Origin of the sequence: Halobacillus sp. Marseille-P3879 (assembly GCF_900240285.1) — a bacterium.
Lineage (GTDB): Bacteria > Bacillota > Bacilli > Bacillales > Halobacillaceae > Halobacillus_A.
This window is the reverse complement of sequence record NZ_OESS01000003.1, coordinates 259373-274497: the sequence shown is the minus strand read 5'-3', so window position 1 is coordinate 274497 and position 15125 is coordinate 259373. Positions and strand designations below refer to the sequence as shown.

Below are 15125 nucleotides of genomic sequence, written 5' to 3'. Positions count from 1 at the left end.
CCAACGTTTGACTCCATGCTTTTCAATCCTAAAACATAAATATGTACCGAGCACCAATGAAAAAATAATAGTAGCAAACCAAGTCATTAAGGCAATAATCATCTACATTACCCCACCTTCATTTTTTGGTCATAAGCTTATTGACTTTAATTGAATGCGTTTACATTTTTGTTTAAGAACTTATTAAATTTAACCAAATTTTCTTCAAAATCCGGCACTCTCTTCTCCGTTTCAGCTTCCTGGACGAGTTGACATACTAGTTGATTAAAGGGGGTCCGTACATTCGCCTGTATTCCTTTTTTTACTACATGGCCATTAATATAGTTAATTTCAGTCGGCTTCCCTTTTTGCAAATCCTGCAGCATACTTGCTTTCAGATTGGCATGCGGTCCCCAGACTTCATTGTAAAAATCAAGTTTACCGGGAATCTCGCTCTGGTTTTCCAGTTCCAAAAATTCGAAATCTTTCCCTTGCATAAGTTCTAGTTTAACTTGATGGGAATGAGCCACCTTGATCGTTTCATCAGCAAGATTAGCTAAAATTTTCATAGCATCGGAACTTTTTAATACAGCTCCAAAATTACAGCCAAGAGCAGCAGACATGCCGCTGAATGTTGTATTCATAAGTAATTTTGACCATCTCACTCCGCGGATATTTGGAGTGATTTCACAGTGGCCTACTGTATCTAATATTTCTTTGACTCTTCCAATACGATCCGTTATTTCCCCATCGATTTCTCCAATGTCAAAAGCATATTTCTTCATCGTTCGGACTTCTGTGGTCAGATTAGAAACACCAGGACCCGCCCAAGTAGCTCCAAAGCCCACAGTTCCACCCATTGTCCGGCTTCTTCCTACAATAGAAGCCACCTTTTCTTCAGGAACACCATTTTGAAGTGTACAAACGATGCTCTCCTTATGAAGAAATGGAAGAATAGGTTGTAAGGAAGCTTCTGTGAAAACCTGCTTCGTAAGTAAAAAGACAAGATCATATTTTTCATCGAAGTCTTTCGGGTGTTTTGCTGTAACAGGAATCGTTACGTCTAAAAAACCCGTAATTTTCGCTCCTTCTTGATTTAATGCATCTATATTTTCTTGATTCACATCAATTAAATCTACATCGTAACCACCCCTCTTTATTAAAGAACCGACGATTATTCCTAAGGATCCTGCACCCAGTACTGCGATTTTCATACTCTTCCTCCTACCCTGTCCATGTTATTCGTCTGCAGCTTTAAGATCTGTCTCGCTTCATCTGGTGTAGCTACTTCTCTCCCTAAAGTCTCTGCTAATTCAACAATACGAGTGACAAATTGAGCATTTGTTCTGGCTAATTCACCCTTACGAAAATATACACTATCCTCCATCCCTACTCGGACGTGCCCGCCTAATAAAATACTCATTGTATTTATCGTTAATTGATGCTTGCTTGCTCCAATTGCTGACCAAGTAGACCCCTCAGGAATGCTCTCAACCATATGCATCAAGTTTTTTGGTGTTGCAGGCATACCTCCAGCCACCCCTAGAACAAACTGAAAATGGTAAGGAGCATCCATAAGTCCTTTCTTCGCGATACGCAAAGCATTATCAATCATACCTACATCAAAAGCTTCAATTTCAGGCCTTATGTTTCGTTTTTGGGTTTCAGAGGCAAGCTTTTCTAAAAAGGTTGGAGTATTATAAAACACACCTGAACCAAAATTCATAGATCCCGCATCAAAAGTGGCCATTTCTGGATTGAGTTCACATACACGAAGCCTTTCTTCTTCGGTCGTTTCTAATCCACCAGCCGTAGTTAAATTTAAGATAATGTCACATTTTTCTCTAACACGATCAATTACTTCCTGGTAAACATCCAGATCCATTGTATTTTCTCCCATTACATCCCTTACATGTACATGACCAATCGCAGCCCCGGCTTTCCATGATTCATAGATAGAATCTGCTATTTCTTTTGGTGATAAAGGCACATGCGGATTATGTTCCCGTGTGGTCTGTGCCCCTGTAGGAGCCACTGTGATTATTAATTTTTCCATTTAAAATTCCTCCCTATATCTTTTTAAATAAATTACAAACGCTTTCAAAAAATTAAAAATTTCAACCTTTGTTATGATCCTAAAAATCGTTAATAAGATTTTCCAGACTTTTCCCGTAATATTCAGTAATAGGCTCCTCGAAGTCATTAATCATCCTATTTACGTAAATATCATGTCTAATATAATTTCTAGTTGTAGAAACCATTACGGGGTGGCTTGAAACGACTGAATGCGGAGACTCCTCTAAGGATTGAAGCAAAATTGCTTTTTTATCATCCACTACAATGGACAATTCTCCCCTATGCCGACCTAGAGCTACCCCTTCTTTATAATGGGTAAAACTATTCCAGGGGAGTTCTTCCGGCTCGTCATCAAAAATCAAGGTAACTACTTTTACACCGCGTTGATGTGTCTTGAGAAGAAATTCTTTCAACAGATCAAACTCTCTTTTCCAACAGCTTATAATCACTTGAGATTCACATTCTGTAATGGCTGTTTGCACTACTTCCATTGAAGATGAATACCCCTCTATCAGAAACAATTCCGACCATTCTACGTCACTACGTGAAGAAACCTCTTCAAGTGATTGATCAAGAAAATCCAGGTGCTCCATGAATGTATCCTTCTTTGATTTCAATAGATCTTTATAAGGGAGAGGGCTGTAACGGACTTTTTTTCCGTTATCTCCTCCAGACACAGTGAATACCAAACCATGTTCTTTCATTTTTTGTAAGACCCCATATACTTTTGGAGCTGGTACTCCAGATAATTTTGCAATTGTATTTCCGTTAGATGGTTGATGGCTTAAAAGAGTTATGTAAATTTTTGCCTCATATTCTGTCATTCCAAATTCTTTTAGAGTGCTTATAATTTCTTCCATGCTTAATCCCTCTTTTTTTACTACAAAGGTAGTATAATTATTACGTACAACTTTACTACTCAGGTAGTTAACTTGTCAATATATTTTGAAAATTCTAAGTCATTCTATTCCCTCTAAGGACGTAATCCCCCTCTACCCTAATGTGGATGTAAATGATAAGAGCTGCTGCCTCAATAGGCTGCAGCTCTTAGCGAAATGATTAAAACTCGCTTCATACAAACAGAAATCTATACTATTTCTATCCAATAACTCATACTTCTATATAAACCTATTGGCTCCTACATTCTACATCCAAAGGATCTCCGATATTATTAAACCTCTTCTTATTTCCTATTGAAAACCGAAAAAATTTCTTCAAATAAAACTATCTTTCTGTTGTAACAATCCTCAAATAATGATACTATACTATTCAATCAAAAAGTATGACACATTAAAATAAATCAGATTAATAGTATGTCATATTAATTTAGCAGAGCAAATCCATAAAGGGAGGCGATCCATAGTAATTTGATTACACGTGTACTTATACCTGCCGTTCCATACGGCAGCTTTTATTACTTAAAGAATAGGGAGATTAATAGTGTCAAATAAAGAAGTTGTATATGTCGTATCAGATTCAGTCGGGGAAACAGCTGACATGATGGTTAAAGCTGTGATGAGTCAATTTCTTGGGCAGGATGTTGAGATTAAGCATTTTTCCTATGTAGAGAACCAGCAGGACATTAATAATGTCATCACTGTGTCGAAGTATACTCACTCCATTATTGCTTACACCATCGTTCTTCCATCGTTAAAGCAATATCTTGATCAAAGAGCTGAGGAAGAGGGAATTACTGCGGTTGATTTGATGCACCCACTGTTGGATGCGTTCACTCAAAAATTTAACATCGAACCCAATCACCAGCCGGGACAAATGAGAAAACTGGACGAGAACTATTTCAAAAGGGTGGAAGCGATTGAATTCGCCGTGAAATATGATGATGGACAGGAAGCACGGGGGTTAAAACAAGCAGACATTGTCATCGTAGGAGTTTCCCGAACATCAAAGACCCCTCTTTCCATGTATTTAGCCAATAAAAAATTCAAAGTAGCCAATGTTCCTCTCATCCCGGAAATCCCACCTCCTCAAGAGCTTTTTACAATTCCAAGAAAAAAATGTGTTGGCTTAATCATTACACCTGAAAAATTAAACAGCATCCGCAAAGAACGATTAAAAAGTCTGGGGTTAACGACTCCAGCGAATTATGCTTCATTAGACAGAATCCTTACAGAACTAGACCATGCTGAACAAATTATGAAAAAAATCGGCTGTCCTATCATTGACGTATCCAATAAGGCCATCGAAGAGACAGCTGATGTCATCTTAGCGATGTTTAACAAAAGGGGGAGTTTTGCATAATGGATAAGAAATTTGTTTTCATGTTTGATCAATCCGGCAGCGGAAAGAAGGAACTTTTAGGTGGGAAGGGTGCCAATCTAGCCGAAATGACACGTATCGGTTTGCCCGTTCCTTATGGTTTTACAATTACTACGGCAGCTTGTAATTCCTATTACGATGCAGGCCAGGTAATTCCGGCAGAAGCCGAATTTCAAGTACTGGAAGCACTGCAGGCCCTTGAGAAAAAAACAGGCAAACAGTTAGGTAATCCATCCAATCCACTTCTCGTTTCCGTGCGCTCAGGTGCCGTCCATTCCATGCCCGGAATGATGGATACGGTATTGAATCTCGGAATGAATGATGAAACTGTAAAAGGAATGGCAGAGCTTACAAACAATCCGCGGTTTGCTTATGATTCCTACCGCAGATTTATTCAAATGTTCAGCGATGTCGTCCTGGATGTCGATAACCACCATTTCGAACAACGATTAGAATATATCCGCGAAGAAAAGGGCTACCATTCCGATACAGAAATAACAGCTGAGGAATGGAAGCAAGTGATCCAGGAATTCAAAGAGATTGTACTGAATCAAGCGAAACGAAGATTTCCTGAAGACCCTAAAGAACAATTATTCCTTACCATCAATGCTGTCTTTGATTCCTGGAATAACCAAAGAGCTGTGTTGTACCGGCGTCTTCACCAGATACCAGGCCACCTTGGTACTGCTGTCAATATTCAGAGCATGGTATTTGGAAATATGGGGGATGACTCGGGTACGGGAGTTGCTTTCACTCGCAAACCATCTACCGGCGAGTCTAAACTTTATGGAGAATATTTAATTAATGCTCAAGGAGAAGATGTGGTGGCAGGAATTCGGACACCGCAGCCAATTGCTGCGCTTCAAGAAGATATGCCGGACGTCTATCAACAATTGATTGATACGTGCCAGCTTTTAGAAAGTCATTATCAGGATATGCAGGACATTGAATTTACAGTAGAAAGCGGAAAATTATTTATTCTCCAAACGCGAAATGGAAAACGCACCGCCCAGGCTGCCATTCGAATTGCTGTTGAATTAGTAAAAGAAAACATTATGAATAAACGAGAAGCTCTTTTACGAGTAGATCCTGACCAGCTTGACCAGCTGCTTCATCACCGGATCGATCCTGCCCATAAAGAAACACAGTTCGCTAAAGGTCTCCCAGCTTCTCCAGGCGCAGCCACAGGGCAAGTCGTTTTTGATGCCGATGAAGCCGAAGAGCTATCAAAAAACGGGAAGAAAGTTATTCTTGTCCGCCCTGAAACCACACCTGACGATATTCACGGCATCGTGGCAGCCCAGGCAACTGTTACAAGCCGCGGAGGAATGACAAGCCATGCCGCCGTTGTTGCTAGAGGTATGGGAAAAGCATGCATATGCGGTTGTGAAGCCGTAAAAATAAATTTAGAATCAAAACAGTTTATTGCAGGATCTACGACTGTCAACCATGGAGATACAATTACGATTGATGGGTCTACAGGAGAAATCTTCCTCGGTAAAATTCCAATGATCGAACCACAACTTTCAGACGAATTTCAACTGCTGCTTAGCTGGGCAGATGAAGAGACTAAGATGGATGTAAGAGCAAATGCTGATAACCCAGAAGACGCTGCGAAAGCTCTGGAATTTGGAGCAGGAGGAATTGGACTTTGCCGCACAGAGCATATGTTTATGGATCCCTCTCGTATCCCAACGGTGCAAAGTATGATCCTTTCTGAAACCAGGGAGGAACGTAAAGAGGCTCTCGATCAGCTCCTGCCTATGCAGCAGCAGGATTTTGAGAAAATCTTCGAAACGATGCAGGGACATCCGATTACTGTTCGGTTATTAGACCCGCCCCTCCATGAGTTTTTGCCGGATAAAGAAGAACTGTTGGTTGATGTAACAAAGCTGCAAATGACAAATTCGGACTCACATGAATTACAAGAAAAGCAAAATCTCTTACGTAAAGTTAGACTATTAGAGGAATCGAATCCCATGTTAGGCCATCGTGGGTGCCGCCTCGGAATGATGCATCCAGAAATCTATGAAATGCAGGCAAAAGCCATTTTTTATGCCATGTCCAACATTATGAAAAAAGGAATCAACGTTCATCCCGAAATCATGATTCCTTTGGTGAGCCATGTAAATGAGCTTAAAGAAATGCGCCAGTTGGTCATCCATGCCGGTGATCAGATTCAAAAAGAGAAAGGACAAGCGTTTGACTACCTTATTGGAACGATGATTGAAACGCCGCGCGCTGCCCTTACAGCCGATCAAATTGCACAGGAGGCAGACTTTTTCTCTTTTGGAACCAACGATTTAACGCAGACTGCTTTTGGCTTCAGCCGTGACGATGCAGAAGGCAAATTCCTGCAGCATTATGTTGAAAATGACGTGCTTCTGCAAAATCCATTTGTTTCGCTGGATCAGGATGGCGTAGGAAAACTAGTAGAAAGCGGGGTCAAACTGGGAAGAGAAACAAAACCTTCACTGAAAACAGGGATTTGCGGGGAACATGGTGGAGAAAAAGAATCGATCCAATTTTGCTATGATTCAGGAATCGATTATGTAAGCTGCTCCCCTTTCCGCGTGCCTGCTGCACGACTGGCAGCAGCCCAGGCTACTATTCGCAACGAACAAAGGAATAGCCTAAAAGAACCTCAACTTAATTAAGAGAAGAAAACCCTAAACAAATCTCCAATTTTGTTTAGGGTTCTTTTTTTATCATAAAGAGAAGTGCACACCATTCTTTAAAATACGGCCAGTCCTTTTATAATAGCCTATCAATCTTCTAAATTAACCTTCCTTCACAATAAAAAAGGAAGCAGTACTCCACTGCTTCCTAAAAAGTTATTCAGGTAATTTTATTTCATCTACTCTGATTTTTTTATCAGCCATCAAGGTATAGGTGCTTAAATACTCCTTGTTTAGCTCAAGTAAATAGTATACATCTTCAGATTCCACTTCCATTGTTTTTTCTTCACGTGTACTACTATTAGGATCATAAGCTTCAATATAAAATTTACCTTCTTCAACAAACTTATCCGTAATTACTATCATCGAAGAAGTATGCTCATAGCTTGTGTTCTCAGCATTTCCGTCCCCTATTACAAAAAAAGCTATGATGGTAATAGTAAGAAAAGATACTAACACAAGAGTCTTTTTTTTCATTCTGCTCAACCCTACTTTAAAGTTACTTAGGATGGGGAATCGCTCTTATTCTATGTAATAGCACAGTATATTATTTTTCTGTGTGCCAAGTCCTTTTGTCTATGTCACTAGACGATGTAAATGATAGGGATAGTGGTCCCCAATTAACACCAAAGGAGGTACTAGTGCCAGCTGCTTGAGCGTATTGACTAATTGCTTCTATATTAGCTGAACTTGACGTCCTCGCAGCTTTAAGGCTTACCCATCCTGAATGCCATACGTCATCGTCACCAGTTAAGCTCCAAGCATATCCATAGAAGTTCGCATCATATAAACCACCATTACAATTGCCATGTTGAGAGGTTCCGTTCCCCATACCCGGTCCTATTCCACTTTGGAACTCCTTACATTCGTCACTTCCTGCAACGATATCCCATCCGGAAGGTAATGCTATACCTACTTTATCATTTTCCACACTTCCATTAAAGAAGGAACGTGTCGAAGTAGTCTGCCATTCATAGTTTGCATAGAAAGTATATCTTTCTTCCGAAGAGCCGTCGTAAGTTCTCCAAATATCGTGGGATACTTTTAAATCACTTTCCGGTATTGTTGCCATTGTCGAGAAGTCTCCGTCGGTTTCCTGCTCTTCTTTAAGTTCATTGAGTGTTAGAAACTCCCCATCTTCATTTTTATAAAGATCTACAACTTCTGAAGTGACATATTCCACTTCATCTCCTTCTTCATATAAAGAAAGCTTTTGGTCATAACTCCAACGTTCTATCACTTGAGAAGGAGCTCCTGATTCCTTTAACCATTCATTTAGTGTAGACTCTGACACTTCCTTTTCTTCAGAATCCTCTTCTGCGAATAGAGTTCCTCCGGAAAATAATGTGAAGCCTACAAGACCTAATATTAATACAAAAGTCCTAATAAAGTATTTCTTCATTAAAAAATCCTCCTTTTAGTTTTAGTATGGTTTTAAAGCCCACCCTCCCTTCCTCCTATTAATAATTCATGGTATCATCACTTTACTAATATTTGTATTTCGCATGTTTTACTATGATCTCTCTTAATTTTATAAATTTCACGAAGAAACTTGCGCAAGTTTTATAGAAGGAGTCGAATTCTATGAGGAATGGGAAGATTCTTAGACAACGCAGAAAAGAACTGGGAATGAGTCAGGAAGAATTGGCTGATTCTGTGGTTTCGCCTTCTTATCTTTCAAGAATTGAAAATGATAAGACAGAGGCGGATGAAGAAACTCTCAAACTCCTTTTTCAAAAAGTAGGGGTAGATTATAGAAAACAGACGAGCAACACGAAAACAATCAAACAGTTATTGCAGGAATGGGAGAAGCCGCTCCTTCATAATGAACGTAAAAAATCTCATCAGATTTACATAAAGCTCTCTCCTCTTGTAACCGACATGGTTGAGATTCAGCTGCAACTTGAATATCATATCAAATCGATCCGTCTGTTTATCCTTCAGAAAGAATTATCTAAAGTCAATGATTGTATAGTTTTTCTCGATGATTTCTATGAACGATTGACCAGCAGGAACCGATTTTTTTACCACAAACATGTGGGAAATTATGAATTCTACGCAGAAAATTTTGAGAAAGCGGAAACTCATTTCGCTAAAGCTGCGCTCGACTTTACGGAAGTACACCTGGAAAAATTAGAGCTCGCGGATTTGCACCTTTTATATGCCAGTGCATTATTTAAAACAAATAAGGAGTCACTTTGCCTTTCATATGCAAATTCTGCATTACAGATATTCCAATCAAGGTATAAAACGAAACCATGTCTAAAAATCCATGTGCTGCTCGGATCTTGTTACAGTCGAGCTCGAGATTTTCCATCTGCATTATCTAACTATGAACAAGCTAAAGAGCTGGCAGAACTTCTCCACCAGGATGTAGAGATAGGAATCATCGAACACAATATTGCCACCACCAATTTTCGTATGAATAATAAAAAAGAAGCAGTTAATCTCTTAAAAGACGCAATGAAGCATAAAAAGAACAATAACATTCGCTTCTTAACCTCTTTAAATATGCTTTTGAACATTTACTATGAAATGGATTATACAAAAGAAATTCAGTGCTTATTAAAAGAGTACAGCCACCTCCCGGACCAGCTTTCACGTGAGACAATCCAAGTGAAAGAATTTTTGTTTTTCTTATTCTTTCTCTCAAAGCCTCAAAATGAATGGGAAGGGTATGTAACGAATGAATTTTATCCTTTCTTGCAAACAAAGAAAGAATATCGTCAGTTAATCAACTATACAAAGATAATCGCAAACTATTACGAAAATAATGGCTCCTATAAGAAAGCGACTTATTACCTTAAACGAGCTTTAGAAATAAGTGAACACACGAACAATTTATAATCTGACACTTATATGGTAAGATATGGATGTTTTTACTTATAGAAAAGGAGAGGGATACCATGAAGAAATTGTTTATTACAGGATGCCTTAGTATCACATTATTAGGAAATATGGCTGTAGTAAATGCTGATGCCAATTCGAACGAAGCTATTGAGGAAGAGGACCCTAATGAGTTAATTCAGCCGCTTGACGATGAGATTATGGATCCTAATTAACTTATGGGAGTTTTATGAATTGAAAAAAGCTGGACGTCAAGAAGAGTCCAGCTTTTATTTCATCCGATCAGCAGTATCAACTGTATGATTAACAGTAGTTTTCGAAGGTTATTCAGAATATTTCTTGTTCACCAACTATGGAGAGGACGGCCTGGAATTTCATAAGAAGGGCGCAATGAATCGCGCCATTTCTTTAGGTATCGGCCCATTTTGCAGTATTGGTATCACATTCGCTCACCCTTCAGTATAGTCCTCAATCCTCGTCATCCATATTAAATTCTGAGGCAGGCAGAGGGGTGACAGGATCCAAACAAACGATACCACAGAAGCAATCCAAATCAACCGTTATGCAGATCCCCGTTGCTTGTAAATTTCTTATACTATTACCCGGGAAGTAATCGCATATTTGCTTCCCTTTTCCACTTGGTCCAGGTGTAGACCCTCCCATAGTAACTGGCAGAAGTAATTCTAACTGAACACAGCACTCCTCTTCATCCACAAATTTTTTCGCCCGGAAGATAGGCGTTTTCACGCAACGTAAAGCACTCATACCTGAATCCCCAAGTGGAGAACTGAAAATCCCGCTTCCTATAAATGGAGAACAGTCACCCTTACAATAAAGGGCGAATGGAATACTAGTCGCAGGACCATTGTCATTTGATGTTGGGGATACTAAGTCTCTTATTGATTCCGCACACCCTGTGAAACAACCATCTGCGACTTCATCTTGAGCTCGGACAATCTTGCGAACAGTCTCACAAACACATGCGTCAAAACCTTTTCCTTTTCCACAACTCATTATAAATTAGTCTCCTTCATTAACCAGATAATTCATAGTGTATGGTTAAGAGGAATTAATGGTTGCATGAATGCCTATTTTTGAAAAGCGTTATTCGTGCTGTATCAGTGTAAAACAGCCATACATTTTTCTTCCCACTACTTGGGCCGACACGTAATATAGCGTTGATTGTTAAAACAGGACAGCCGAGAAACTTTTTAACACCCAATCTCTGTCTATATTAAAAGTGATAAATTTATTGTAGATTGGAATAACTCAACAATCGTCTTCTTGTCTTTTTTTTCAGTTTGCGGAATGATTCCGAGCACCGGTACCTTGCAGAATTGCTCAATCAGTTCAGGATTGGTATGTTCAGCCACTTCTAATTTTGTGGAGTTAAACCCATTTATGATCACACCGATCACATTTAATCCGCATCTACGCGCATAGTCTACTGTCAGAAAAGTGTGGTTAACTGTACCTAGATTTGGGCCGGCTACTATAAGCACCGGTAGATTTATATCCTTCATAATGTCACTGACGAGAAAGTCTTCTCCGTAAGGTACTGCAATGCCGCCTGCTCCTTCTACAATATTAAAGGAATGGCGATGCTTGATATGATTCCAGGTATTTATCACATCTGATTGTTTAACTGAAATATTTTGACGTTTAGCAGCGAGATAGGGTGCTAATGGTTCATCGAACTGAAAGGGGGTGATATCCGATGGTGGGGAAGGATCACCAGACATGGATTTTAAGATCATCGTGTCACTTTGAGGATCTTCTCGTTTGTCACCGCTTAACATCGGCTTAAAAACACCGACATCCACCCCTTTTTTTGACAACGCCGCCGCTATTCCCGCTGCTACAAACGTTTTTCCGATTCCTGTGTCCGTACCTGTAACAAAAATTCCTTGAGCCAATTAAATCACCTCGAGTTGTTTTCCAACCTTATAAAAGGCCTTACAGATTTGCTGAATATCTTCTTCAGTATGTGTCGCCATGACCGTCATTCGAATCCGACTTTCTCTTTGCGGAACACTTGGAGGCCGAATGGCCGGAGCAAATACTCCATTTTTTTCGAGTTCTCTAGAAAAAGCCATTGCTTGTTCAGTATCCCCAATAACAATAGGTAAAATAGGAGTTTGCTCCCCTCTAACATTAAAGCCATAATCGAGGAATTCATTTCGAATGGAGCGACTTAAGTGTTGCAAATGAACCTGGAGCTGCGGACTGCTTTCGATAATATCAATAGCCTTAATGGTTGCTGCCATTATGCTCGGCGGAAGGGCTGTTTGAAAAATGTATGATCTTGCCCGATTCCTTAAATAGTCAATCAGCGACCTTGACCCAGAGACAAACCCTCCTTCGGTACCGATGGATTTACTAAATGTTCCTATCGTTACGTCTACAGCTACGTCAAAGTGATCACCTGTCCCTCTGCCGTTTTCACCTAAAACCCCTGTGGAATGAGCATCATCTACAATGACATAAGCGTTATAAATGTGTGCTAAGGTTTTAATCTCACGCAATGGAGCAATGTCCCCATCCATACTGAACACCCCATCTGTTACGATAAACCTCCGTCTATAGTGCTGACTATGCATTAATTTTTCTCTTAAATCTTCCATATTTATATGACGGTAAATACTTGTCTTCGCCTTGCTGAGCCTGCACCCATCAATAATACTTGCGTGATTTAGCTGGTCGCTTAAGATCATATCCCCTTCCCCTGCCAGGCTGGAAATCACCCCAATATTAGCAAGATATCCACTTGAGAAGACGAGTGCAGCTTCATCCTTTTTAAATTCAGCAATACGTTGCTCCAACTTCTCGTGCCAGATTGTATTACCGGTGGTCAGTCTCGAGCCTGTGCTTCCGACCCCATACTCTTTCATAATCTTCACAGCTTCATCGGTCAGTCTTTGATCTTCTGCTAAACCTAAGTAATTGTTAGAAGAAGCTACTATACTCTTCATTCCATCTATGTAAGATTTCCCTGATGTCTGAGAGGGAGAGATGGTTCGAAGCTGTCTGTATAGTCCCTGGTTCTTAATCGTTTCTACTTCCTGTGCGAGCCAATCAGGAGTTTGTCGCAGCAACCTGAAGCGCCTCCTCTGTTGTAACACTATCAATAGCTTCTCTCATAATCTGAACCATTTCCCTTAAATCTTCATCAGTACTCGCTAGAGGCGGCATAAAAACGACTACATCTCCGGTGGGTCTTGTTAAAAGACCTAATTCCCGCATCTTTAATGATGCTTTATAGGCTGTTCTTCTTTCGAAAGGAAAAGGCTCTTTTGTTTTTTTGTCGTATACAAGCTCAATCCCGCACATAAACCCAAGCTGACGGATGTCTCCGATATGAGGAAGGTCAATCATTTCTTCAAATAACTTATGTAAATACTTAGACTTTTCAGCTACCTGTTGAGGGGTATGCTCCTTCTCAAATAATTTGAGATTGGCCAATGCTGCTGCACAGCCAAGCTGATTGCCGGTATAGGAATGCCCGTGAAAAAAAGTCTTCAGATTGGTGTAGTCATCATAAAATGCCTCATAAATTTCTTCAGTTGTATATGTAATTGCAATAGGCAGGTAACCCCCAGTAATTCCTTTCCCTGCTGCCATGAGATCAGGTTCAACACCTTCATGTTCGCAGGCAAACATCTTCCCGGTACGCCCAAATCCGGTAGCTACTTCATCAATTATCATAAGAACATTATATTTAGTGCACAGCTCCCGTACGCCGGCTAAATAACCATCTGGCATAACAATCATCCCCCCGGCACCCTGGACCATCGATTCAACGGTTAACCCCGCAATTTCCTGATGATGCTCCTTTAATAACGATTCAAGAGAGTCAAGAGCTTCATCACGGCATTTTTCAGGATCCTCTGCAGGATATCGATACACATTAGGAACCGTTGTTTTAAACCCTTCAAACATTAAAGGACCATAGACCTTATGAAAAATGTCAATGGCACCAACACTGACTGCCCCTATTGTATCCCCGTGATATCCATTCTTTATCGAAATGAATTTCTGTTTGTTCGTTTCACCAATATTTTGCCAATATTGATAGGCCATCTTTACAGCAATTTCAACGGCTTCTGCCCCACTGTCCGAATAAAAGACTCTGCTTAAGGAATCAGGAGCGATTTTGACTAATTTTTCCGCCAGTTCTGTAGCGGGAACATTCGTCATTCCAAGTAAGGTGGAATGTGCGATCTCATTTAATTGCTCGCGAATAGCCTCATCCAACTCTTTCTTACGATGGCCATGTACATTTAACCATACAGAAGAAAAAGCATCGTAATATTCTTTTCCATTAATATCCCTCACTTTTATTCCTTTTCCGCTTTCAATAATTAGTGGGTTTTCATCATAATCTTTCATTTGTGTAAACGGCAGCCACAAGTACTTTTTACTTTTATCAACTAAGTTCATAATTCTCCTCCGTTTCTATTAAAACCGGTATTTTCTTTAAATAGTGTATGTACGAATCAATCGGCCGGACACCCTTGACGAAGAATAAACGTACACCCGTTTCGTCACCATATTCCTTGAGCTTCGTAATTCTCTGATAACCTTTTAAACCACTAGCAACGTACCCTGTAATATAATCAGGATCATCACTCCAGCACAGCTCTGCTATGGTTAATGGGTGGGCACAAACCTTTGTTGCCAGAGTCAGGGCCTCCTTCATCCGTTGGTTTGCTGCCAGCCCTTTTTGCTTACACCATTTTTCAAAATTCTCTTGTTTCCATTCCAGGCGGGAAACGCGAATGCCCTTTTCCTTCCTATCATCAAGACGCTCTCCAGTTTTTGCATTGATAATCAGAGCTCCGCTGGTTTCATTGCTGCTTTCTAATAGGTTCATAGCTTTTTTGATGACTTCTTCTGATATTCCGTGATCGGCAAGGAGAGAGCATGCTATTCTTTTCCCCTGTGCTGCATCGGTCGAATCAAAGGTAGAGACAGGTAGCGGCTTGATCGTTTGTCCATCCTCTTCTACCTTATCAATCGTCAGTTGGAAGAAAGTTGGTTCACCTCGTGAATGGGCATAGGCCTTATCCATAAGTTCGAGTGCTTTTATTTGCATCTCAGATTTTGTAGAAAGGTGTTCCCCTCCTGATATATGCTTTCCCCCATCTTCATGGGGTCCGCCTAGTGCAGCTCTCATTCTTATGCTGTATAAGTCACTATCGTGCATAGATTCTATTAACCTCCTCCAAATGAAAATACATAAATTAAAAGTTTCTCCATTCGCAATAA

Annotated in this window: 14 protein-coding genes; 4 read left to right on the top strand and 10 right to left on the bottom strand. The window is 40.1% G+C overall.

Annotated elements, in window-relative coordinates; genetic code table 11:
- Positions 1-146: 146 nt before the first annotated feature.
- The 3 genes from C1A12_RS15850 to C1A12_RS15840 all read right to left on the bottom strand — a co-directional run bounded on the left by C1A12_RS15850 (position 147) and on the right by C1A12_RS15840 (position 2915).
- Positions 147-1193 (bottom strand): ketopantoate reductase family protein, encoded by a 1047-nt coding sequence (locus tag C1A12_RS15850; protein ID WP_101845355.1) that lies wholly within the window; start codon positions 1191-1193, stop codon positions 147-149.
- A complete protein-coding gene (locus C1A12_RS15845) occupies positions 1190-2035 on the bottom strand; it encodes a 3-keto-5-aminohexanoate cleavage protein (protein WP_101845353.1) in 846 nt (281 codons plus the stop codon). Before C1A12_RS15845 ends, C1A12_RS15850 begins: the two co-directional genes overlap by 4 nt.
- Positions 2036-2114: 79 nt before the next feature.
- A complete protein-coding gene (locus tag C1A12_RS15840) occupies positions 2115-2915 on the bottom strand; it encodes a TrmB family transcriptional regulator (RefSeq protein ID WP_101845351.1) in 801 nt (266 codons plus the stop codon).
- Between the two features lie 580 nt (positions 2916-3495).
- Between C1A12_RS15840 and C1A12_RS15835 the strand changes: the two genes are divergently transcribed.
- Together C1A12_RS15835 and ppdK are read left to right on the top strand one after the other, a co-directional pair.
- Entirely contained in the window at positions 3496-4314 is an 819-nt protein-coding gene (locus C1A12_RS15835) for a pyruvate, water dikinase regulatory protein (protein WP_101845349.1), read from the top strand.
- Positions 4314-6989, top strand: a complete 2676-nt coding sequence (gene ppdK / locus C1A12_RS15830) for a pyruvate, phosphate dikinase (protein WP_101845347.1) — start codon at positions 4314-4316, stop codon at positions 6987-6989. The genes C1A12_RS15835 and ppdK overlap by 1 nt, the downstream gene beginning before the upstream one ends.
- Before the next feature lie 177 nt (positions 6990-7166).
- Here ppdK and C1A12_RS15825 read toward each other — a convergent pair whose 3' ends face one another.
- Positions 7167-7487, bottom strand: a complete 321-nt coding sequence (locus C1A12_RS15825; RefSeq protein WP_101845345.1) for a hypothetical protein — start codon at positions 7485-7487, stop codon at positions 7167-7169.
- Between the two features lie 70 nt (positions 7488-7557).
- On the bottom strand, positions 7558-8412 hold the full coding sequence (locus C1A12_RS15820; protein WP_101845343.1) for a hypothetical protein: 855 nt from the start codon (positions 8410-8412) through the stop codon (positions 7558-7560).
- Positions 8413-8594: 182 nt separating this feature from the next.
- Here C1A12_RS15820 and C1A12_RS15815 point away from each other — a divergent pair, with 182 nt between their 5' ends.
- Together C1A12_RS15815 and C1A12_RS21145 are read left to right on the top strand one after the other, a co-directional pair.
- The gene (locus C1A12_RS15815; RefSeq protein WP_101845341.1) at positions 8595-9857 is read left to right on the top strand and encodes a tetratricopeptide repeat protein; all 1263 of its coding nucleotides are present in this window, start codon (positions 8595-8597) and stop codon (positions 9855-9857) included.
- 59 nt (positions 9858-9916) lie between these two features.
- Complete coding sequence (locus C1A12_RS21145) at positions 9917-10072, top strand: hypothetical protein (protein WP_159462213.1); 156 nt, start codon at positions 9917-9919, stop codon at positions 10070-10072.
- A gap of 253 nt (positions 10073-10325) precedes the next feature.
- Here the strand turns inward: C1A12_RS21145 and C1A12_RS15810 are convergent, their stop codons facing one another.
- The 5 genes from C1A12_RS15810 to bioW all read right to left on the bottom strand — a co-directional run bounded on the left by C1A12_RS15810 (position 10326) and on the right by bioW (position 15063).
- On the bottom strand, positions 10326-10871 hold the full coding sequence (locus tag C1A12_RS15810; RefSeq protein ID WP_101845340.1) for a CotY/CotZ family spore coat protein: 546 nt from the start codon (positions 10869-10871) through the stop codon (positions 10326-10328).
- A gap of 215 nt (positions 10872-11086) precedes the next feature.
- Complete coding sequence (bioD, locus tag C1A12_RS15805; RefSeq protein WP_101845338.1) at positions 11087-11773, bottom strand: dethiobiotin synthase; 687 nt, start codon at positions 11771-11773, stop codon at positions 11087-11089.
- Entirely contained in the window at positions 11774-12952 is a 1179-nt protein-coding gene (gene bioF / locus C1A12_RS15800; protein WP_235001635.1) for an 8-amino-7-oxononanoate synthase, read from the bottom strand.
- Entirely contained in the window at positions 12933-14297 is a 1365-nt protein-coding gene (bioA, locus tag C1A12_RS15795) for an adenosylmethionine--8-amino-7-oxononanoate transaminase (RefSeq protein ID WP_101845336.1), read from the bottom strand. Before bioA ends, bioF begins: the two co-directional genes overlap by 20 nt.
- Entirely contained in the window at positions 14284-15063 is a 780-nt protein-coding gene (gene bioW, locus C1A12_RS15790) for a 6-carboxyhexanoate--CoA ligase (RefSeq protein WP_101845335.1), read from the bottom strand. Before bioW ends, bioA begins: the two co-directional genes overlap by 14 nt.
- Positions 15064-15125: the final 62 nt, after the last annotated feature.

What these genes read in the sequence shown, in the direction of transcription:
- C1A12_RS15850 (WP_101845355.1), bottom strand. Translation starts at nt 1,193, where the DNA reads ATGAAAATCGCAGTACTGGGTGCAGGATCCTTAGGAATAATCGTCGGT.
- C1A12_RS15845 (WP_101845353.1), bottom strand. Translation starts at nt 2,035, where the DNA reads ATGGAAAAATTAATAATCACAGTGGCTCCTACAGGGGCACAGACCACA.
- C1A12_RS15840 (WP_101845351.1), bottom strand. Translation starts at nt 2,915, where the DNA reads ATGGAAGAAATTATAAGCACTCTAAAAGAATTTGGAATGACAGAATAT.
- ppdK (WP_101845347.1), top strand. Translation starts at nt 4,314, where the DNA reads ATGGATAAGAAATTTGTTTTCATGTTTGATCAATCCGGCAGCGGAAAG.
- C1A12_RS15825 (WP_101845345.1), bottom strand. Translation starts at nt 7,487, where the DNA reads ATGAAAAAAAAGACTCTTGTGTTAGTATCTTTTCTTACTATTACCATC.
- C1A12_RS15820 (WP_101845343.1), bottom strand. Translation starts at nt 8,412, where the DNA reads ATGAAGAAATACTTTATTAGGACTTTTGTATTAATATTAGGTCTTGTA.
- C1A12_RS15815 (WP_101845341.1), top strand. Translation starts at nt 8,595, where the DNA reads ATGAGGAATGGGAAGATTCTTAGACAACGCAGAAAAGAACTGGGAATG.
- C1A12_RS21145 (WP_159462213.1), top strand. Translation starts at nt 9,917, where the DNA reads ATGAAGAAATTGTTTATTACAGGATGCCTTAGTATCACATTATTAGGA.
- C1A12_RS15810 (WP_101845340.1), bottom strand. Translation starts at nt 10,871, where the DNA reads ATGAGTTGTGGAAAAGGAAAAGGTTTTGACGCATGTGTTTGTGAGACT.
- bioA (WP_101845336.1), bottom strand. Translation starts at nt 14,297, where the DNA reads ATGAACTTAGTTGATAAAAGTAAAAAGTACTTGTGGCTGCCGTTTACA.
- bioW (WP_101845335.1), bottom strand. Translation starts at nt 15,063, where the DNA reads ATGCACGATAGTGACTTATACAGCATAAGAATGAGAGCTGCACTAGGC.